This is a genomic window from Pseudomonas sp. NPDC086566 (assembly GCF_050280885.1).
Lineage (GTDB): Bacteria > Pseudomonadota > Gammaproteobacteria > Pseudomonadales > Pseudomonadaceae > Aquipseudomonas > Aquipseudomonas vlassakiae.
In genome coordinates this window covers 138,567-159,417 of the sequence record NZ_JBNNWD010000011.1, presented here as the reverse complement: position 1 = coordinate 159,417, position 20,851 = coordinate 138,567, and the positions used below count along the sequence as shown (strand labels likewise).

Below are 20,851 nucleotides of genomic sequence, written 5' to 3'. Positions count from 1 at the left end.
AGCGGTGCGGGCTTGCTCCGCGCTACCGGCAAAATCAGTGCCGTCGCCATCCGCACCCCACTCTGGCGCGTTTCCTGCAAGTCCCCCTTGATATCGCCATAAATCGTGCAGCCACACGAGCCATGGCCGGTGACGAACAAGAGGGGACAACATGAAGGCGGTAATTCTGGCCGGTGGACTGGGCACGCGTATCAGCGAAGAGTCCCATCTCAAGCCCAAGCCCATGATCGAGATTGGCGGCAAGCCAATTCTCTGGCACATCATGAAGCAGTACTCTGCCCATGGTATCCATGACTTCGTGATCTGCCTGGGCTACAAGGGCTATGCGATCAAGGATTTCTTCGCCAACTACTTCCTGCATACCTCGGACGTCACCTTCGACATGCGCGCCAACCGCATGGACGTGCACCAGAACTACAGCGAGCCCTGGCGTGTCACGCTGGTCGACACCGGTGAAGAAACCATGACCGGCGGCCGTCTGCGCCGGGCCGCGCGCTACCTGGAGGGGGAAAAAGCCTTCTGCTTCACCTACGGCGACGGCGTCTCGGACCTGAACATCGGCGCCCTGGTGGATTTCCACATGGCCCATGGCAAGCTCGCCACGGTGACCGCCGTGCAGCCCCCGGGGCGCTACGGCGCACTGGAGCGCGACGGTGAGCAGGTGCGCGGTTTCGTCGAGAAGCCCCGCGGCGATGGTGGCTGGATCAATGGCGGTTTCTTCGTGCTTTCGCCCAAGGTGATCGACTACATCGACGACGACCAGACGTCCTGGGAGTCCGAACCGCTTGCCCGGCTGGCTGCTGCGTCGCAGCTCAACGCGTTTCAGCATGACGGTTTCTGGCACCCGATGGACACGCTGCGCGACAAGAACCACCTGGAGCATCTCTGGCAAAACGGGGAGGCCCCATGGAAGCAGTGGGCCTGAGCCCGGCGTTCTGGCAGGGCAAGCGTGTCCTGCTGACCGGCCATACCGGTTTCAAGGGGAGCTGGCTGGCCCTCTGGCTTCGTGAACTGGGGGCGCAGGTCACAGGCTTTGCCCTGGACCCGGGAACCGAACCCAACCTGTTCGAGCTGGCCCATGTCGGCCGTGAGATCACCGATGTGCGCGGCGACCTGCGCGATCTCGGCGCGTTGCTCGAAACCGTGGCCGAGGGGCAGCCTGAAATCGTCCTGCACCTGGCGGCGCAACCGCTGGTGCGCGAGGCCTACCGCGACCCGCTGGGCACCTACTCCAGCAATGTCATGGGCACCCTTCACCTGCTGGAAGCCATGCGCCAGGTCGGTGGTGTGCGGGCCTGCGTGCTGGTGACCACCGACAAGGTCTACGCCAACCAGGAATGGCCCTGGCCGTATCGCGAAAACGAGGCGCTCGGCGGGCACGACCCGTACAGCAGCAGCAAGGCCTGCTGCGAGCTGCTGGCGCAATCCTATGCTGCTTCGTTCTTCCCGGCGGACCAACATGCCGAACACGGGCTGGCGTTGGCGACCGCGCGTGCCGGCAATGTGCTGGGCGGTGGCGACTTCGCTGCCGATCGGTTGATCCCGGACGTGCTCAGGGCGTGGTCGGCGGGTGCGCCCGTGACCCTGCGCTATCCCCAGGCCGTGCGCCCATGGCAGCACGCGCTGGAGCCGCTGGCCGGTTACCTGCAGCTGGCCGAGCGCCTGTATCGCCAAGGCCCGGCGTATGCGGGTGCCTGGAATTTCGGGCCCGGTGAGCAGGACATGTGCAGCGTCGGCGAAGTGGTGGCGAATCTCGCCCGCCAGTGGCCGGCGGCACCGGGCTTGCGGGTCGAGCCGAGCGCGCTGCACGAAGCCGGCCTGCTGCGCCTGGACAGTTCGCGTGCGCGACAACTGCTGGGCTGGCGTACGCGCTGGTCGCTGCATGAGTGCCTCAAACACACCCTGGACTGGCACCTTGCCTGGCAACGCGGCGACAACATGCGTGCCTTCACCCTTGACCAGCTGAACCTGTACGCGGAGTTGTCGTGACTGATCTGCTGCTGCATGCCTTGCCCCTCGACGGTCTGTTCAGTGTCCAGCACAAACGCCACGGCGATGCCCGTGGTCAGTTCGCCCGGCTGTTCTGCGAAACCAGCCTGGGCGCACTAGGCGCGCCATTCCTTGTGCGCCAGATCAATCATTCGCATACCGTCGGGCAGGGCAGCGTGCGCGGCCTGCACTATCAGCTCGGCGATACCCCGGAAGCCAAGCTGATCACTTGCCTGCGTGGCGAGGTGTGGGACGTGGCGGTGGACCTGCGCCAAGGCTCGCCGACCTTTCTGCACTGGCACGCCGAGCACTTGCGGGCCGGCGATGGGCGCAGCTTGCTGATCCCGGCTGGCTTCGCCCATGGCTTCCAGGTGCTGAGCGACGAGGCCGAACTGCTCTACCTGCACAGCGCCGACTATGCCCCGGGTCGCGAAGGCGGGCTGTCGGTGCACGATCCAAGGCTGGCCATCAGCTGGCCGCTGGCTGTCAAGAATCTGTCAGCCCGGGATGCCGATTATCCCTGGCTCGCCCCATCGTTCACCGGAGTGTGTCCATGAATTGCCGTGGCTGTGGTACCCGCCTGAGCCTGCCCCTGATCGACCTTGGCACTGCGCCGCCGTCCAACGCCTACCTGCGTGCCGAGCAACTGGCTGCGGCCGAGGCCTGGGTGCCGCTGAAGGTCGCGGTGTGCGAGCAGTGCTGGTTGGTGCAGACCGAGGACTACACCCGCGCCGATGCACTGTTTGATGCCGACTACGCCTATTTCAGCTCCTACTCCAGCTCCTGGCTGGCCCATGCCCGCGACTATGTGGCGCAGATGGTCGAACGTTTTGGCCTGAACGCGCAGAGCCGGGTGGTAGAGATCGCCGCCAACGATGGTTATCTGTTGCAGTACGTGGCTGAGCGCGGCATCCCTTGCCTGGGCGTTGAGCCCACCCGCAGCACGGCCCTGGCGGCGCGCGAAAAGGGGCTGGAGATCCGCGAAGTGTTCTTCGGCCAGCAGGCTGCCGAGGCGCTTGCGAGCGAGGGCTGGTCGGCCGACCTGATGGCGGCCAACAATGTGTTGGCCCATGTGCCGGACATCAACGATTTCCTGCGCGGTTTCGCGACCCTGCTCAAGGGCAATGGCGTTGCCACGTTCGAGTTCCCGCACCTGCTCTGCCTGATGGCCGAGCATCAGTTCGATACCCTGTACCACGAGCATTACTCCTACCTGTCGCTGACTGCGGTGAACACTCTTTGCCAGCGTAACGGCCTGGAGATCTTCGATGTCACCGAGCTGCCCACCCATGGTGGTTCGCTGCGGGTGTTCGTGCAGCGCGCCGGCGGCCCGCAGGCGCGCTGCAGCGGTGTCGATGACCTGCTCGCCATCGAGGCGGGGGTGGGGGTGGCCACGGCGGCGTTCTACAATACCCTGGCCCCGGCCGCCGAACGCATCAAGCACCAGCTGCTGCGTTTTCTGCTGCAGGCCAAGGCCGAAGGCAAGCGCGTGGTCGGCTACGGTGCGGCGGCCAAGGGCAATACCTTGTTCAACTATGCCGGGGTCAAGCCTGACTTGCTGGCCTGGGTGGCCGACGCCAACCCGCACAAGCAGGGCAAGTTTCTGCCGGGCAGCCGCATTCCGGTGGTGGCCCCTGAGCGGCTGGCCATCGAGCAGCCGGACTACGTGCTGGTGCTGCCCTGGAACCTGCTCAAGGAAGTCAGCGAGCAGCAGGCGCAGGTGCGTGAATGGGGCGGTCGTTTCGTCATCGCCGTGCCGGAACTGACCGTCCTGTGAGCAGCATGAACGTGCTGGTTACCGGTGCCAGTGGTTTTGTTGGCCAGCACCTGGTCGGCGCGCTTCTGGCGCGCGGTCATCAGGTGCGTGCCGTTGCGCGCCGCGTGGAATCTGCCCGGGCGCTGCCGTGGTTCGATCAGGTCGAGTTCGTCCGCGCCGATGTGCACGACCCGCAGCTGGACGTCGACGCGCTCTGTGAAGGTGTCGATGCACTGGTGCATCTGGCCTGGCCCGGCTTGCCGAATTACCAGGGGTTGTTCCACTTCGAGCACAACCTGATGGCCGACTACCGGTTCATCCAGCGTGTGGTGCAAGCCGGGGTTAGCCAGGTGCAGGTCACCGGCACCTGCCTGGAATACGGCCTGCAGGACGGCGCGCTGGGCGAGTCGCTGGTCTGCCAGCCGGGCAACCCATATGGCCTGGCCAAGCACAGCCTGCGCCTGTTCCTCGAAAGCCTGGGCCGGCAACAGCCTTTCACCCTGCAATGGGTGCGGCTGTTCTACCTGTTCGGTGCAGGCCAGAACCCCAACAGCCTGCTCGCCGCACTGGACCGGGCCATCGATGCAGGCCAGCCGCATTTCGACATGTCGGGGGGGGAGCAACTGCGTGATTTCCTGCACATCGGCACGGCTGCTGGCTATTTGGCCGAGCTGCTCGAGCGGGCTGATTTCAGCGGTGTGGTCAATTGCTGCAGCGGTCAGCCGATAGCAGTACGCACGCTGGTCGAGGCGCATATCGCCAAGCGCGGCGCGCAGATCGCGCTGAACCTGGGGCATTACCCCTATCCGGCCCACGAACCCATGGCGTTCTGGGGCGATGCCCGCCGGCTGCGGGCACTGTTGGGAGTAGCTTGTGATGAAACATGAGTTGTACCGCGCCACTGGCTTGCCTGTGCTGCAGAACCGCACCTTCGCCGACGCGGCTTCGGCTCGCGCGTCTGCCAGCGCCGACATGCGCCTGGTGCAGGATGGCCGCACGGGCCTGGTCTACAACGACGCCTTCGATGCCGACCTGCTCAGCTACGACAGCGACTACCAGAACGAGCAGGGCCACTCGGCGCGTTTCCAGCGCCACCTGGACGACGTCGAAGGCGTGATCGCCCGTCATTTCAAGGGCCGCAGCCTGATCGAGGTCGGCTGCGGCAAGGGCTGGTTCTTCGAGCTGCTGCGCGAGCGTGGTTATGCCGTCACCGGCATCGACCCGGCCTACGAGGGCGACAGCCCGGACGTGGTCAAGGCACCGTTCACCCGTGAGCTCAATCGCCGTGCCGAGGGCATCGTCTTGCGCCATGTGCTCGAGCACATCCAGGACCCGGTGGCGTTTCTGGCCGCCATCGCCGATGCCAACGGCGGGGCCGGGCAGATCTACATCGAAGTGCCTTGCCTGGACTGGATCATCGAACACAAGGCCTGGTTCGACCTGTTCTACGAGCACGTCAACTACTTCCGCCTGGACGACCTGCGCCGCCTGTTCGGCTCGGTCGCCGAGGCCGGGCACCTGTTCGACGGCCAGTACCTGTACATCGTCGCCGACCTCGCCAGCCTGCGTACCACGCTGGAGCCAGGGCCCGTACTGACCCTGCCGGCCGACTTCAGCGCCAGCCTGGACCACGCCGTGGGCATCGTGCAGCGTGACGCCGGGCGCGGTTCGGCGATCTGGGGCGCGTCGTCAAAAGGTGTGATCTATTCGCTGTTCCTGCAGCGCGCAGGCGCGGCGGTGGACTGGGTGATCGATATCAACCCGGCCAAGCAAGGCCGTTACCTGCCGCTCAGCGGCGCCCGGGTGAGTTCGCCGCAGGAGGCGCTCGACGCCTTGCCTGAGGGCGCGCACCTGTTCGTGATGAATTCCAACTACCTCGATGAAATCCGCCGCATGACCGCTGGGCGCTTCACCTACCACGCCGTCGACAGCGCTGATTTCACACACCTGCCAACCGAGACCGCACAATGACCGACTCGCCGATCAAGGCCTTCGAAGCCGAATGCACCGCGCAAATCGCTGCCCAGGGTGAAGACCAGGCGCTGCAGCAACTGTCCCGCGACTTCTTCAACAAGTCCGCCGCGCACAAATACACCTACCACTTCTCCTGGATGGGCCGGCCGATCATCCAGCTGCCCCAGGACATGATGGCGATGCAGGAGATCGTCTGGCAGGTCAAGCCGGACCTGATCATCGAGTGCGGTATCGCCCACGGTGGTTCGATCCTCTACTACGCATCCTTGCTGGAGCTGCAGGGCCATGGCGAGGTGCTGGGCATCGACATCGACATTCGCCCGCACAACCGTGAAGCCATCGAGGCACACCCTATGAGCAAGCGCGTGCGCATGATCGAAGGCTCGAGCATCGACGCCGGCATTGCCGAGCAGGTGAAGTCGATTGCCGAAGGCAAGAAAGTCATCCTGGTGCTCGACTCCAACCACACCCACGACCACGTGCTCAAGGAACTGGAGCTGTACGCGCCGCTGGTGGCCGTGGGCAGCTACTGCGTGGTGATGGACACCGTGGTCGAGGACATGCCGGCCGACTTCTTCCCCGACCGCCCGTGGGGCCATGGCGACAACCCCAAGACCGCGGTCTGGGAATACCTCAAGGGCAACGACAGCTTCGAGATCGACTACCAGTTGCAGAACAAGCTGCTGGTCACCGTGGCACCGGACGGCTACCTGCGCCGGGTTCGCTGAGACACTCAACAACGGTTCGATTTCTTCGGCGGCAACGCCAATGGTGGTGAAGACTATGCAAGGCAATTTCTCGGCAGACCAGGCAGCCACGTTGCGTGAGCGGTTCACGTTGGTACTGACGACGCACAACCGGCCAGCGTTCCTGCAGCGCACGCTGCAGTACTACAGCGATTACCCGTGCTCGATCCTCGTGCTGGATTCCTCGACCGAATCGGCTGAGGCGATGGCTGCCGGGTACCCGGGCGTCGAATACCTGCATTTGCCACAGTATTCCTATCTGGGCTTCCAGGCCAAGCTGACCTATGGCGTGAACCGGGTGAGCACGCCGTACATGGCCTTCGCCGCCGATGACGACTTCCTGCTGTTCGACGGGCTGAACCAGTCGCTGGACTTCCTCGACGCCAACCCCGATTACGGCATGTGCCACGGCTATTGCCTGAACTACCTGGCTGAAGCCACCCAGGTCAGGTACTACCGGCGCAACAAGAAAGTCCGCGAGGACTACAACGCCCCGCGCGCCGAGCAGCGTCTGATGGAGTACATGGAGGAGTTCATCCCGCCGTTTTTCGCCGTCACCCGCACCGCGTTGCTGCGCCAGTGGTTCGAATTGCTGCCCGAGGGTACCTGCTTCGAATGGCAGGAAGTCGGCCATGTGTATTTCCTGCTGAGTAACGCCAAGGCGCGCATCCTGCCGATCCCCTATGTGGTGCGCGAAACCAACTACGGCGTGTCTGAACACCAGACAGAGGTGTTCACCGTGCTGGCTTCCACCGATGCAAGGTCGGTGGCTGACCGCGAGCGCTTCGCCGACTTCCTCGCCGGCTTGCCAAGCGCCATCGAAGGGCTGGACCATGGGCAGCGGCGCCAGTTGGCCCTGGACAGTTTCGCCGCGATGGCCGAGGGTTTGCTCGCGGGGCGGGCGCTGACCCTGGAGCAGCTCTGGGTGTCGAGCTGGCTCGATCCGCTGAAACCACCGGTGCGCACCTTCGAGCGGTTCCAGTACGTCGAAATGCCGTTCTATAACCAGGCGTTCTTCGACCTGCTGACTTCGTTCGAATTCCTGATCCATGCCATGCCGGCCGGGCGCTTGCAGTTGCAGCAGCTGGAGCCGTTGCTGCTGCGCCAGGAGCAACTGTTGCAGGCGCAGGCGAACGACACTCCGGGGACTGTCTGGTCCCGCCTGTGGGAAGCGATGAAGTGCAACGGCTTCAACCGTGAGGTGGTACGCGGCCTCGCCGAGCAGTCGCGCGTCAGAGGGGAGGCCAAGGACAGCGAGGCGATGTTCGCCTGGCTGGCGCGCCTCGACGGTGTACCGCATCAGAGCAGCCGCGAACTGCTTGGCAGCATGCGTTCGGGGCGCCTGCTCGCCTGGCTGGAGGCACGCAAGCCCGACGCGGTGGCGCAAGGCGCAATCGCCAAGCACCTGGCGCTGCACCAGGGCGGGCCGCAGTTCGGCATCCTGCTGCTGGACCTGGCCAACAACCAGGTCGCGCTGCAGGATACGTTCGACAGCCTGGTGGGCGGCCTGGGCAAGGCGTTCCGCATCATGGTGTTCACCACTGGCGAGCCGCCGATGGCTACCTCGCTGCACAACACCCTGCATTTCATCAAGGTCAGCCGTGAGGACTACGTAGACCGGATCAACCAGATCGCCCGGCAGACAGCCTGCGAGTGGCTGCTGCTGGCCGAAGCCGGTGACCGGTTCACCGCCACCGGCCTGTTGCGTGCCAGCCTTGAACTGCTCAACGCGCCGGATTGCCGCGCGGTCGCGGTCGACGAGATTCAGCAGCAGGCCGATGGCACCTGGCGTGAGCTGCTGCGCCCAGGCGTCAACCTGGACTTGCTGCAGACCAACCCGGGGCTGATGGCGCGCCATTGGTTGCTGCGCCGTGAGGTATTGGTGGAGGCCGGCGGCTTCGACAAGCAGTACGGCGATGCTCTGGAATTCGACCTGCTGTTGCGCCTGATCGAACGTGGCGGCCTAAACGGCCTGGCCCACCTTGACGAACCGTTGCTGATTACCCCGGCGCCCCAGGCCTCGGACAACCAACACGCTCGCCAGGCCTTGGCCCGGCACTTGGCGACCCGCGGTTACAAAGCCCAGGTCAGTGCGCCCCTGGCGGGCACCTTGCGTATCGACTATCGGCATGTCGAGCGACCGCTGGTGAGCATACTGCTGCGCAGCCAGGACAATCTGGACGAACTGCAGCGTTGCCTGAACAGCATTCTGCAACGCACTCGCTATGCCCGCTACGAGGTGCTGATCGCCGACAACGCCAGCCAGTCGCCGCAGCTGCTCGAATGGCTGGCGCAACAGCAGCAGGTGGGCGGCAAGGTGCGTGTGCTGCAAAGCGCCGAGCGCCTCAGCCCGGCGGCGCTGTGCAATGCGGCCAGTGGCGAGGCCAAGGGCGACTACCTGGTGTTGCTGGCGGCGGATGCCGAAGTGGTCAATGCCAACTGGATCGAGGCGCTGCTGAACCAGGCGCAGCGCCCCGAGGTAGGCGTGGTCGGTGGCAAGCTGCTGGATGCTGACGGCAAGCTGACCCAGGCCGGCTTGCTGCTGGATGCCGACGTCGGCGTCTTGCCGGCATGCGCCGGTGAGGCGGCCAATGCGCCGGGTTACCTGAACAGCCTGGCCGTCGAGCAGAACCGCCCGGCGGTATCGGCAAGCTGCCTGATGGTCCGCCGCGAGGTGTTTCAGGCCTTGGGTGGCCTGGACGAAACCACCTTCGCCCAGGCCTTTGGCGATGTCGACCTGTGCTTGAAAGCAGCCGCAGCCGGCCTGTTGACGGTCTGGACCCCGCAGGTGCAGGTGATTCACGCTGGTGGGATCGCTACGGACCCGGCGGCGCTGGCGGCCCTGCGCGCCAAATGGTCGGCGCAGTGGTCGGGCGCTACTCAGGAGCTGGCCCCTGGCAAGGCGGCGCTGGACTGGGTGGGGCTGATCGGCTGACGCGACGGGTTGCGGGGCTGGCCTGTATCTTGCTTCGGGGTGGGATACAGCGCGCGCGAGTCAGAAATTTGTAGGCTGCGCGCCCGCCTGACCCTGCAACCGGGCGCCATCGCCAGTCGATGGCGCCGCTCCTAGGATCGACGTATGTTCGACGACAAGTCCATTTTCATCTCCGGAGGAACCGGGTCGTTCGGGCGCCGTTTCATCGAGCGGCTGCTCCAGCTCTACCGGCCGCGGCGAGTTGTGGTGTTCTCCCGTGACGAGCTGAAGCAGTACGAAATGCAGCAGCGCTTCAATGCGCCATGCATGCGCTACTTCCTCGGCGATGTGCGTGATGCCGAGCGCGTGCGTCAGGCCATGCGCGGTATCGACTATGTCGTCCATGCCGCAGCGCTCAAGCATGTACCCGCTGCCGAGTACAACCCCACCGAATGCATCCGCACCAACGTCAACGGCGCCGAGAACATCATTGCCGCTGCGATCGAGAACGGCGTGCAGAAGGTCGTGGCGCTCTCCACCGACAAGGCGGCCAGCCCGATCAACCTGTATGGCGCGACCAAGCTGCTGTCGGACAAGCTGTTCGTGGCCGCGAACAACTTCGCCGGGCAGCAGGAAACCCGCTTTGCCGTGGTGCGCTATGGCAACGTCGCCGGCTCGCGGGGCTCGGTGGTGCCATTCTTCAAGCGCCTTATCGAAGAGGGCGCCGGCGAGCTGCCGATCACCGACCCGCGCATGACGCGGTTCTGGATCACCCTCGAGCATGGCGTGCAGTTTGTACTCGACAGTTTTGCCCGCATGCACGGTGGCGAAGTCTTCGTACCGAAGATCCCGTCCATCCGCATTGTCGACCTCGCCAGTGGCATGGCCGGGCACTTGCCGCAAAAAGTGGTGGGTATCCGCCCGGGGGAAAAGCTGCACGAGTTGATGATCCCGCTGGATGATGCGCGCATGACCTTGGAGTTTGGCGATCATTTCACCATCGTTCCCTCGATCCGTTTCAACCACACGGATGTCGATTTTGCGGTCGATCGCATCGGTGAAGCCGGTCGCTGGGTTGCCGAGGACTTCGAGTACCGTTCCGACACCAATCCTGCCTTCCTCACTGCGCAACAGCTGGCCGACCTGCACCCAGGGCTGCCGGCGTGATTCCCTACGGGCGGCAGAACATCGATGCGTCTGACATCGCCGCAGTGATCGAGGTGCTGCAGTCCGACTGGTTGACCCAGGGGCCGCTGATCGAACGCTTCGAACAGGCCATTGCCCAGCGTTGTGGTGCGGATCATGCGGTGGCTGTGTGCAACGCTACCGCCGGCCTGCACCTGGCCTGCCTTGCTGCGGGTCTGGGCAGCGGGGACTGGCTGTGGACCAGCCCGATCAGTTTCGTCGCATCGGCGAACTGCGGGCGCTATTGCGGGGCCAACGTGGACTTCGTCGACATCGACCCGCATACCTGGACCCTCGATCCCGCTGCGCTCGCACTGAAGCTTGCCGAGGCCGCCCGCCAAGGGCGCCTGCCCAAGGTGGTGGTCGCCGTGGCATTCGCCGGTCAGAGCGCCGACATGCGGGCGATCGCGGCGCTGGCCCGGCAGTATGGCTTCACGCTGATCGAGGATGCGGCCCACGCGGTCGGTGCACGCTATGCCGGCAACCCGGTCGGCTGCGGCGAATTCGCCGATATGACAGTGTTCAGTTTCCACCCGGTGAAGATCATTACCACTGGCGAAGGCGGCATGGTCCTCAGCAATCGGGCCGACCTTGACCGGCGCCTGCGTCTGCTGCGCAGCCACGGCATCACCCGTGACCCAAGCCAGATGACCGAAGCGAGCCATGGTGCCTGGTATTATCAGCAGCTCGAGCTGGGGCTCAACTACCGTATCACCGACCTTCAGGCAGCCCTGGGGCTTTCCCAGCTGACCCGGCTGGATGCGTTTCTCTCCCGCCGTCGCGAGCTGGCGGCCCGCTACCAGCGCTTGCTGGCGCAATTGCCGGTCACGGTCCAGCAGCCCCAGGTGCAGGCCGAATCCGCCTGGCATCTGTTCATAGTGCGCCTGCAGGGTGATCGCATACAGCGTTCGCAGCGGGAGGTCTTCGATGGGATGCGGGCTGCGGGGGTTGGGGTCAATCTTCATTACATCCCGATTCACCTGCAACCGTATTACCGCGAACTGGGTTTCAAGCCTGGGGACTTTCCCCAGGCCGAAGGCTATTACGCACAAGCCCTGAGCCTGCCCTTGTATCCGGACCTGAGCGAGGCGCAGCAGGATCATGTGATCGACACCTTGCGCGGCTTGCTGGAACCGTACGCATGACTGAGTGCATGGAACGCAACGTCGCGATCATTCCAGCCCGCGGGGGTAGCAAGCGGATCCCGCGCAAGAACCTCAAGGCGTTTGCGGGGCTGCCGATCATCGCCCATTCGATTCGCGTGGCACTTGCCAGTGGCTTGTTCGATCAGGTGGTGGTCAGCACCGACGATCCGGAAATCGAGGCGGTGGCGCGGGAGCATGGCGCGCAGGTGCCGTTTCGCCGCCCCGCGCACCTGGCTGACGACCATGCGACCACCCACGCGGTGATCAGCCATGCCCTGGAGGTGCTGACCCGCCAGGGCCAGGTGCTGACCCATGCCTGTTGCATCTATGCCACTGCGCCTTTCCTGCAGCAGCGCTTCCTGCACGAGGGGCTGGCACTGCTGCGGCATCACCCTGAGCGTGCTTTCGCCTTCTCGGTGAGCGGTTTCGGCTTCCCTGTCCAGCGGGCGCTGACGCTGGATGCCGAGGGCGCGCTGGTGCCCCTGAATCCGCAGTATCGCGAGACCCGGTCGCAGGACCTGGCGCCGGCCTACCAGGATGCCGGCCAGTTCTACTGGGGCCGGGTGGAGGCCTGGTTGCAGAACGAGGTCCTGTATTCCGAGCGCAGCTTGCCAGTGATCCTTCCCCGGCACCTGGTGCAGGACATCGATACCGAGGACGACTGGTTGCGCGCGCAGTACCTGTACGCAGCGCTCAAGGCAGGAGGAGAGCTGGAATCATGAAGGTGCTGTTGCGGGCTGACGCGTCTTCATCCATCGGAATTGGCCACACGGCGCGGTGCCTGACGCTGGCCCAGGCGTTGCGTGCACAGGGGGCGCAGGTCAGTTTTGCCTGTTGCCTGCTGGACGGACACCGCCGGGCTGCCATCGAGCATGAGGGCTTCGAGGTCTTTGCCTGGCCGCAGCCCGAGCATGCGCCGGGCATCGAAGGCTGGGCGGCGGACATCGCTGCGCTGCGCGCCGTGTTGCCTGCAAATGCCGGGTTTGACTGGGTGATCGTCGATCATTACGCCCTGGACGCGCGCTGGGAGCAGGCTGCCCGGGTATTCGCCCGGCGAATCGCGGTCATCGATGACCTGGCCGACCGCGATCATGCGGCCGACCTGCTGCTGGATCAGAATTTCGGCGCCAGCGAGGCGCGCTACGCGCCCTTGCTTGCACCGACATGCCGGCGTTTGCTGGGGCCTCGATATGCACTGGTCCGGCCCGAGTTCCAGAGGGCGGTGAGTTCACCGCCACAGCAGGCACGACGGGTGTTGGTCAGCTTCGGTGGTTTCGACGTGGCCGGCATGCTACCGCTGACGTTGCAAGCGCTGGCCGGGCTGGAAGGGCTGCAGGTGACCTGCATCGCCGGGCTCAATCATGCCCATGGCGAGCTGTTGCGCCAGTTGTGCGCCGGGCAGCCAGGCTGGGAGCTGCATGACTTTGTCGATGACCTGCCGGCACGGATGGCTGCGGCGCACCTGTTCATCGGCGCTGCTGGCGGCACCACCTGGGAGCGCGCCGCGCTGGGTTTGCCAAGCCTGTGCGTCAGCGTGGCGGACAACCAGCGCATCGGCGCCGAGGCCATGGCGCGGGCGGGCATGCACCTTTATCTGGGCGAGGCCGGGCAGGTCGACGTGGCGGCGCTGCGCCAGGCGATTGCCTTGCTGCTGGGTAACCAGGCGCTGCGCCAGTGCTTCGCCGAACGCAGTCGTACCCTGGTCGATGGCCGCGGTGCGCAGCGGGTGGCGGTAGCCCTGCTGGGCGAGCAACTGGTGCTGCGCCCGGCCCGTAATGAAGACGCGCGACTGTTGTTCGACGGGCGCGACGCACCCGAGGTACGGCGCCGTTCGCAGCAGGGGCAAGCATTGCACTGGCCCGATCATCAAGCCTGGCTGGCCGCGACCTTGGCCGACCGGCAGCGCCTGCTGCTGATCGCCGAAACCACCGACGGGCCGGTCGGCAGCGTGCGCTACGACCGCCTGCCGGGCCGGCGTGCGCGAGTGTCGCTGTACCTCTTTGCGGGGCGTTTCGGCCTGGGCTGGGGCAGGGTGCTGCTCGCCCGTGGCGAGGCCTGCGCACGTGAACGATGGCCGGACCTTGAGGTGATCGAAGCCCAGGTGCTGCCAGACAATCAGGCGTCATTGCAATTATTCGCGGGTGCCGGCTTCGTGCAGTCGCCGTGCTCGTTCGAGCGGGTTTTCCAGGAGTAGCCCATGCACAGTTTCAACATCGGCCACCGCCCTGTCGGCGCGGACCAGCCACCGCTGGTGATTGCGGAGATGAGCGGCAATCACAACCAGTCGCTGGCACGCGCCCTGGAGATCGTCGAGGCGGCCGCTGCTGCGGGTGCCCATGCACTGAAGTTGCAAACCTACACCGCCGACACCATGACCCTGGACCTGGCCCATGGCGAGTTCTTCATCGCCGACCCTGGCAGCCTCTGGCAGGGTTCATCGCTTTATGCGCTTTACCAGAAGGCCCATACCCCATGGGAATGGCATCGGCCAATCTTCGAACGTGCCCGTGAACTGGGCATGCTGGCATTTTCCACGCCGTTCGACGAAACCTCGGTGGACTTCCTGGAAGGCCTGGACGTGCCGGCCTACAAGATCGCCAGCTTCGAGAACACCGACCTGCCGCTGATCCGCAAGGTGGCGGCCACTGGCAAGCCGTTGATCATCTCCACTGGCATGGCCAGCCTGGCGGAGCTCGAGCGTACCGTTCAGGTGGCGCGGGAGGCGGGGTGTCGCGATCTGGTGCTGCTCAAGTGCACCAGCACCTACCCGGCGAGCCCGCACAACAGCAACGTGCTGACCATCCCGCACATGCGCGAGCTGTTCGGCTGCCAGGTCGGGCTGTCGGATCACTCGCTGGGGGTCGGCGTGGCCGTAGCGGCGGTGGCCCTGGGCGCCACGGTGGTGGAAAAGCACTTCACCCTCGACCGCAGCGAGGGTGGCGTGGATGCGGCGTTCTCCCTGGAACCCACGGAAATGGCCGCGCTGGTGCAGGAAACCGAGCGCGGCTGGCAGGCGCTGGGGCGGGTTTACTATGGCGCGACTCAGGCCGAGCAGGCTTCGCGGCGCTTCCGGCGCTCGCTGTATGTGGTGCGTGACATGGCCGCAGGCGAGGTCTTTGACCGCAGCAATGTGCGCGCCATCCGCCCAGGCCTGGGGCTGGCGCCAGGGCATCTGGACGCGGTGCTTGGGCGCAAGGCCCGGCAACCGCTCAAGCGTGGCACGGCACTGGACTGGTCGCTGCTCGACTGAAGCACGCCCCGATCGGGGCGTGTTCCCCAGGGCAGGTGAGCCCGCTAGCACAATGTCGAGGTGACTCACCTGGGCAAAATGTGCGATTGTCTGGAAATATTCGTGACCTATCGGTCAGAGCGGGCATCTCTCTCTGTAACCGTAAATGGGGCCGGCGTGCCAATCGTCGCTTGCCTGCCCCGCCTGCTGCCGATCCACCCGGTGGCAGGCCCCGTTATTCTGGCGCTGCTCGAGTCATCCGGGCGGCGGTATTGAGCTGTTTTTTTTTGGGAAGCCATGATGATCGGCATTAAAAGCATCGCGAGCTATGTGCCCGCTTCCGGCCTGGACAACTATGTGCAAGGCGCGAAATTCGGCAAGGACGAAGAGTTCATGTTCGGCAAGATCGGCGCGAGCTTCCTGCCACGCAAGGACGCTGAGCAGGAAACTTCCGATCTGTGCGTGGAGGCGGTCAACAACCTGTTCGCCGCCAACCCGCAACTCAAGCGTGAGTCGATCGATGCGCTGATCGTCGTTACCCAGAATGGCGACGAGGAAGGCTTGCCGCACACCGCTGCCATCGTCCAGCACAAGCTCGGCCTGCCGACCCATGTTGCGGCCTTCGACATTTCCCTGGGGTGCTCCGGCTACGTCTATGGCATTTATGCGCTCAAGGGCTTCATGGAGGCCACTGGCCTGAAGAACGGCCTGCTGGTGACCGCCGACCCGTATTCGAAGATCGTCAACCCGGAAGACCGCAATACCACCATGCTGTTCGGCGACGCCGCTACCGCCACCTGGATGGGTGAGGATGCCACCTGGCAGCTGGGCAAGTCGAAGTTCGGCACCGACGGCGCCGGCGCACCACACCTGAAGGTGACCGATGGCGAGTTCTACATGAACGGTCGTCAGGTGTTCAACTTCGCCCTGATCAAGGTGCCGGCGCACCTGCACGAGCTGCTGGGCGAGTCGGGCCTCGAAAACAAGGATATCGACGCTTTCTGCATCCACCAGGGCAGTGCGGCGATCGTCGATGCCGTGGCGCGGCGCTTCGAGGAAGACCCGGAAAAATCCCAGGCTGACAAGTTCGTCAAGGACATGCTGGAGACCGGTAACACTGTATCCTCCAGCGTTCCGCTGCTGCTGCAGAAGCACATGTTCGACGGTAACTGGAAGCGTGTGGCCATCAGCGGCTTCGGCGTCGGCCTGTCTTGGGGTTCGGCGATTCTGTACAAGGCTGAATAACCGCCACCATTAGGTTACCCTTCGGTGTTTCGCAGGTAAGGGAAGCTCAACCCATGAGCGAGTTTTTCCAGCGTAACGCTGAAGTACTGCAGCGCCGCTGGCCGGCGCTGCTGGAGCGCCTGCTGGTTGAGGCAGGCGAGGCCCTCGAGGTCGAGCTGGTGGAGGGCCTGGGGTCTACCCTGAGCGTATCCGGCATCCAGCTCACCAGCCGTCACGACCGGTTGGCAGAAGCGCGCCTGCAGGCGCAAAGCCTGCCGGCAGGCAGTTCCACCGTGCATCTCTATGGCGCTGGCCTGGGTGATCTGCAGCGCGTACTGCTGGAACGGCCAGAGCTCGACCGGCTGCAGCTGCACCTGCTCAATGGCGCCTTGTTCCACCTGGTGCTGCAATTGCTCGATCAGTCCGACTGGCTCGCCGACCCCCGGGTCGAGTTGACCTACGCGGGTGACAGCCTGGAAATTGCCCTGCCGTTCTTCGCCTTGCCCTCCGAGTTGGTGCTGGCCGATGACTTCAATGCGAAGATTCGCGATCGACTGATCAGCGAGGCGCACCTGGCAGACAACAACCGCGCCTTCGATGTGGCCGATCCGCGCCTTCAGCAACTGCTTGAAGACAGCTTGCCGCTGCTGCGTCAGGACCCTGATGTGGCAGCGCTGTTCGCGACCCAGACGGGGCGTGACTGCTACGTGATCGCCACGGGGCCGAGCCTGGGCGCGCACCTGCCGGCCCTGGCAAGGGTGCGTGCGCAGGTCGAGCGGCCGCTGTTCATTTGCGTCGATACCGCATACCTGCCACTGCTGCGCGCCGGTATCCAGCCGGACATCGTGGTCAGCGTCGACCACAAGATCCGCATCCATCACTTGCCGCCGGACGACTCGGCGGCAACCACCCTGGTGTACATGCCGATGCTGGATGTCGAGCTGCTCGGCAACTGGCGCGGACCGCGCTACAGCGCCTACTCCAGCAGTGCGTTGTATGCCCGGGTGCGTGAAGCGATACCGCGCGCCGAACTGTTCGTGGGCGGCAGTGTGATTCACCCGGCGACGGACCTGGCGGTGAAGATGGGGGCGAGCAGCATTACCTTGTTCGGCGCAGATTTCGCCTTCCCTGGCGACCGCACCCATACCGGCTGGGGCGATGGTGTGCTCGGCCCGGCCATTTCGGCGTCCCGTCACTGGGTGCTGGATGGCCATGGCCGGCGGGTGCGTACCCAGCTGAACTTCCGCGGCTACCTGGTCGAGCTGGAGCGGTTCATCGCGCATCATCCCCACGTGAGGTTCTATAACACCAGTCGGGCCGGCGCACTGATAGCCGGTACCGCCTACGACCCGGTTTTCTGCCCATGAATGTCGCCAGTTACTGTACCGCTGCCCGTGAATGCGCCGCGCTGTTCCGTCTAGGGCGGGATGTGGAGGGGGCGTTGCGTATGGTTGATCTGTTCGACCAGGTACTGCCTTTGTTCGATTCCCAGGCGGGTGCGGTGGTAGTGCAGGCCATGTTCGATGCGCAGCAACGCCAGGACTGGCTGGCACTGGCCGACTACCTCGAATACGAACTGTGCCACCTGATCGAGCAGGCCCCCTCGAGCTGAAATGTGATCTGCGTCACATTATGCCTGCAGCCGTCGCGCCGCTGGGGTGGGCTGCAAAGCCCGGATTGCAAGGGGTGGCGCCGTGATGGCATTTTTTTTTGAAAAACCCCTAAAGCAACTTGCAAACCCGACGATAACCATTACGAAGGTTCTCTAGGCCACACCCGGCGGATGCCAGGGCCGGAAGCCGCAGTATCCATCCAACGAGGAATTCGTCATGGCATTAACCGTAAACACCAACACCACTTCGCTGGGCGTGCAGAAGAACCTGAACAAAGCTTCCGACGCTCTGGGCACTTCGATGACCCGTCTGTCCTCGGGCCTGCGCATCAACAGCGCCAAGGACGACGCCGCTGGCCAGCAGATCGCCACCAAGCTGCAGACCATGGTCACCGGTACCACCGTTGCCATCAAGAACGCCAACGACGGTAACTCGATCACCCAGACCGCTGAAGGCGCTCTGTCGGAAATCACCAACATCCTGCAGCGTATGCGTGAGCTGGCTCTGCAAGCTCGAAACGACTCGAACGGCACCACTGAACGTGCCGCTCTGAACAAAGAGTTCGCTGCCAAGTCCGACGAAATCACCCGTATCGCTTCGTCCACCACCTACGGCACCAGCAAGCAACTGCTGGACGGTTCGGCTGGCGACATGGAGTTCCAGGTTGGCGCGATGACTGGCTCCAGCCAGACCCTGACCGTTTCCCTGAGCACCTCGTTCGCAGCTTCGACCCTGGGTGTTGGCACCGGTACCCTGGCGATCTCGGGTACTACCGATGCCGCCGTCCACACCGCGGCTGACGCTGCTATCGACGCAATCGACACCGCTCTGCAGACCGTGAACGACACCAAGTCGGACCTGGGTGCCATCCAGAACCGCTTCCAGTCGACCATCAACAACCTGCAAAGCATGAACGAGAACTCGGCTGCCGCAATGGGTCGTGTTCAAGACACCGACTTCGCAGCAGAAACCGCTCAGTTGACCAAGCAGCAAACCCTGCAGCAAGCTTCGACCGCAGTTCTGGCCCAGGCCAACCAACTGCCATCCGCCGTACTGAAACTGCTTCAGTAATAGCGTGATGCAATCAGCGAGAGGGTGCCTGCGCACTCTCTCGCTTTTTACTTTCAGAGGTGATGCACGATGGACATAAGCGTAAAGTCGAGCCCGTCGTATCCGTTGTCGTCGGTAGCCGGCAACGTGCACAAGGATGATGCGGCACTTAAGGCCTTCGGGCAGGTCCGCGATGCATCGCAGCTACAAGACGCTACAGCCTCCGGTAACGAGACAGAGCTACACTCGGCCGTGAAGGAAATACAGGATTTCGTCCAGTCGTTGCAGCGCAACCTGGAATTTTCGGTGGATGATTCCACCGGCACTTGGGTGGTCAAGGTGGTCGCCCGCGACAGCGGTGAAGTGATTCGCCAGATCCCCTCGGAAACCGCGCTGGAACTGGCCCGCAGCCTGCAAGGTGCCAACAGCGTGCTTTTCGATATCAAGGCCTGACGGCCTGCCGACCGATTCGCCCTCTCTGGTGCAGGGGCGGTTGAGCTTGTTGGTGTTTACCAGATAAGGAGTTTGTAATGGCAAGTCCAATTCTACCGAGTTTGGGGCTGGGTTCCGGTCTCGATACTACGGCCATTGTGAAGGCCCTGGTTGATGCCGAGAAAACCCCCAAGCAGAGTCAGCTTGACCGTCGTACCTCGGCCAACACGGCGTCGATTTCGGCGGTGGGTGGTATCAAGAGCGCATTGGCGGCTTTCAAGTCTGCGCTGGACAAGCTCAACAGCAGCGACACCCCGGCTTTTCTGGGGTCGGTGGCTACCAGCTCCAACGACAAGGCGGTCAAGGCCACGGCTGGCAGCTCGGCGGTCAATGGCAGCTATTCGGTGCAGGTATCGCAACTGGCTACCGCCTCGCGGGTGGCCAGTGATCGCTACACCGACAGCAGTTCGGTGGTATCCGCCAGTGGCGGTACCCTGACCCTGACCCAGAACGGCGCCAGCGTCGATGTCACCATTCCGGCCGGTGCCACGCTGCAGCAGACCCGTGATGCCATCAACGCCCAAGCCACTGCCAAAGGCTTCACTGCCAACATCGTCAACGATGGGCAGGGCTCGCGCCTGGTGTTGAGCTCCGACACCATGGGCAAGGATTCGGACATCTCCGTGTCTGGCGTGATGACCATCAGTCCGGCAGCCGAAATGACCGCTGCCGGTGGTGCTGGTCGCATTGGCGAGCTGGCCAAGGACGCCGAGTTCAACATCGATGGCATGGCGCTTACCAGCAAGTCGAACAAGGTCGACAACGCGATCAGCGGCATGACCTTCGAACTCCTGGCCACGACAGACACCCTGTCGGCGGTATCGATCGGTGTGACCGCCAACACCGATGGCCTGAAGGCCTCCGTGCAGTCTTTCGTCGATGCCTACAACGCGCTGGTTCTGAACATCAACAGCGTCAGCAAGGCCGTGCAGAACACCGATGGTACCTGGTCCACCCCGGCGCTGGCGGGTGACTCTGCAGTGAGCGGCATGTTGACTGCGCTGCGCAATGAGCTGGTGGTGCCGTCGACGTCAGGTTCCGGGCAGCTGACCGTGATGTCGCAGCTGGGTATCAATACCTCCCAGGCCAGCGGTATGCTGGAGTTCGACGCCACCAAGTTCACCAAGGCCATTACCGACCAGAAGCTCGGTGGCGAGGTGCAGAACCTGTTCAATGGTGATGGCGGCATGCTGGATCGCCTGACCAAGGCCATGGAGCCGTACTCGGCGAGTGGCGGTGTTCTGGATACCCGCAGCAAATCGCTGGAGTCGGCGAAGAAATCGCTGGAGTTGGAGCAGTCCTCGCTCGATGCGCGCATCAAGGACCTCGAGGCTTCGTTGACCAAGAAGTACAACAACATGGACACCCTGGTCGGCCAGCTGAACTCCCAGCGCGACACCGTGACGTCCATTTTCGAGGCAATGGCGGCCCAGCAGAAGAACTCCTGACGGCATAGGGCCTGATCCGCCCGGCATCGCCCGAGTGCTGCTCGAGGTTGAAAGGCCAACGCCAAAAGCCCGACGAAGCGTGACGC

Annotated in this window: 19 protein-coding genes; all 19 read left to right on the top strand. The window is 64.1% G+C overall.

Features of this window, described 5'->3' with window-relative positions; translation table 11 throughout:
- The first annotated feature begins 151 nt into the window (after window positions 1-151).
- The 19 genes from rfbF (at window position 152) to fliD (ending at window position 20,765) form a co-directional block, all read left to right on the top strand.
- Window positions 152-925 carry a glucose-1-phosphate cytidylyltransferase gene (gene rfbF / locus ACQKPS_RS23820; RefSeq protein WP_254484255.1) on the top strand — a complete coding sequence of 258 codons (774 nt, stop codon included), beginning with the start codon at window positions 152-154 and terminating at the stop codon, window positions 923-925.
- On the top strand, window positions 907-1,989 hold the full coding sequence (gene rfbG, locus ACQKPS_RS23815; protein ID WP_427605723.1) for a CDP-glucose 4,6-dehydratase: 1,083 nt from the start codon (window positions 907-909) through the stop codon (window positions 1,987-1,989). The genes rfbF and rfbG overlap by 19 nt, the downstream gene beginning before the upstream one ends.
- Entirely contained in the window at window positions 1,986-2,546 is a 561-nt protein-coding gene (locus ACQKPS_RS23810) for a dTDP-4-dehydrorhamnose 3,5-epimerase family protein (RefSeq protein WP_427605722.1), read from the top strand. Before rfbG ends, ACQKPS_RS23810 begins: the two co-directional genes overlap by 4 nt.
- The gene (locus ACQKPS_RS23805) at window positions 2,543-3,766 is read left to right on the top strand and encodes a class I SAM-dependent methyltransferase (protein WP_254484261.1); all 1,224 of its coding nucleotides are present in this window, start codon (window positions 2,543-2,545) and stop codon (window positions 3,764-3,766) included. Before ACQKPS_RS23810 ends, ACQKPS_RS23805 begins: the two co-directional genes overlap by 4 nt.
- A gap of 5 nt (window positions 3,767-3,771) precedes the next feature.
- Window positions 3,772-4,632, top strand: a complete 861-nt coding sequence (locus ACQKPS_RS23800; RefSeq protein WP_427605721.1) for an NAD-dependent epimerase/dehydratase family protein — start codon at window positions 3,772-3,774, stop codon at window positions 4,630-4,632.
- A complete protein-coding gene (locus ACQKPS_RS23795) occupies window positions 4,622-5,716 on the top strand; it encodes a class I SAM-dependent methyltransferase (protein WP_254484265.1) in 1,095 nt (364 codons plus the stop codon). Before ACQKPS_RS23800 ends, ACQKPS_RS23795 begins: the two co-directional genes overlap by 11 nt.
- Window positions 5,713-6,447, top strand: a complete 735-nt coding sequence (locus ACQKPS_RS23790) for a cephalosporin hydroxylase family protein (protein ID WP_254484267.1) — start codon at window positions 5,713-5,715, stop codon at window positions 6,445-6,447. The genes ACQKPS_RS23795 and ACQKPS_RS23790 overlap by 4 nt, the downstream gene beginning before the upstream one ends.
- A 55-nt stretch (window positions 6,448-6,502) precedes the next feature.
- Complete coding sequence (locus ACQKPS_RS23785) at window positions 6,503-9,400, top strand: TIGR00180 family glycosyltransferase (RefSeq protein ID WP_254484268.1); 2,898 nt, start codon at window positions 6,503-6,505, stop codon at window positions 9,398-9,400.
- A gap of 144 nt (window positions 9,401-9,544) precedes the next feature.
- A complete protein-coding gene (pseB, locus tag ACQKPS_RS23780) occupies window positions 9,545-10,546 on the top strand; it encodes a UDP-N-acetylglucosamine 4,6-dehydratase (inverting) (RefSeq protein ID WP_254484273.1) in 1,002 nt (333 codons plus the stop codon).
- Window positions 10,543-11,709 carry a UDP-4-amino-4,6-dideoxy-N-acetyl-beta-L-altrosamine transaminase gene (pseC, locus tag ACQKPS_RS23775; RefSeq protein ID WP_254484275.1) on the top strand — a complete coding sequence of 389 codons (1,167 nt, stop codon included), beginning with the start codon at window positions 10,543-10,545 and terminating at the stop codon, window positions 11,707-11,709. The genes pseB and pseC overlap by 4 nt, the downstream gene beginning before the upstream one ends.
- Window positions 11,706-12,431, top strand: coding sequence for a pseudaminic acid cytidylyltransferase (pseF, locus tag ACQKPS_RS23770; protein ID WP_254484277.1), 726 nt, complete (start codon window positions 11,706-11,708; stop codon window positions 12,429-12,431). The genes pseC and pseF overlap by 4 nt, the downstream gene beginning before the upstream one ends.
- Window positions 12,428-13,903, top strand: a complete 1,476-nt coding sequence (gene pseG, locus ACQKPS_RS23765; RefSeq protein ID WP_254484279.1) for a UDP-2,4-diacetamido-2,4,6-trideoxy-beta-L-altropyranose hydrolase — start codon at window positions 12,428-12,430, stop codon at window positions 13,901-13,903. Before pseF ends, pseG begins: the two co-directional genes overlap by 4 nt.
- A gap of 3 nt (window positions 13,904-13,906) precedes the next feature.
- Window positions 13,907-14,959, top strand: a complete 1,053-nt coding sequence (pseI, locus tag ACQKPS_RS23760) for a pseudaminic acid synthase (protein WP_254484281.1) — start codon at window positions 13,907-13,909, stop codon at window positions 14,957-14,959.
- 279 nt (window positions 14,960-15,238) lie between these two features.
- Complete coding sequence (locus ACQKPS_RS23755; RefSeq protein ID WP_254484283.1) at window positions 15,239-16,183, top strand: ketoacyl-ACP synthase III; 945 nt, start codon at window positions 15,239-15,241, stop codon at window positions 16,181-16,183.
- Between the two features lie 53 nt (window positions 16,184-16,236).
- The gene (locus tag ACQKPS_RS23750; RefSeq protein WP_427605720.1) at window positions 16,237-17,529 is read left to right on the top strand and encodes a motility associated factor glycosyltransferase family protein; all 1,293 of its coding nucleotides are present in this window, start codon (window positions 16,237-16,239) and stop codon (window positions 17,527-17,529) included.
- Window positions 17,526-17,774, top strand: a complete 249-nt coding sequence (locus ACQKPS_RS23745) for a hypothetical protein (protein WP_427605719.1) — start codon at window positions 17,526-17,528, stop codon at window positions 17,772-17,774. Before ACQKPS_RS23750 ends, ACQKPS_RS23745 begins: the two co-directional genes overlap by 4 nt.
- Window positions 17,775-17,991: 217 nt before the next feature.
- Window positions 17,992-18,846, top strand: a complete 855-nt coding sequence (locus tag ACQKPS_RS23740) for a flagellin domain-containing protein (RefSeq protein WP_254484294.1) — start codon at window positions 17,992-17,994, stop codon at window positions 18,844-18,846.
- Window positions 18,847-18,915: 69 nt separating this feature from the next.
- Window positions 18,916-19,278 carry a flagellar protein FlaG gene (locus tag ACQKPS_RS23735; protein WP_254484296.1) on the top strand — a complete coding sequence of 121 codons (363 nt, stop codon included), beginning with the start codon at window positions 18,916-18,918 and terminating at the stop codon, window positions 19,276-19,278.
- Window positions 19,279-19,355: 77 nt separating this feature from the next.
- Entirely contained in the window at window positions 19,356-20,765 is a 1,410-nt protein-coding gene (gene fliD / locus ACQKPS_RS23730; protein ID WP_427605718.1) for a flagellar filament capping protein FliD, read from the top strand.
- The last annotated feature ends 86 nt before the right edge of the window (window positions 20,766-20,851 follow it).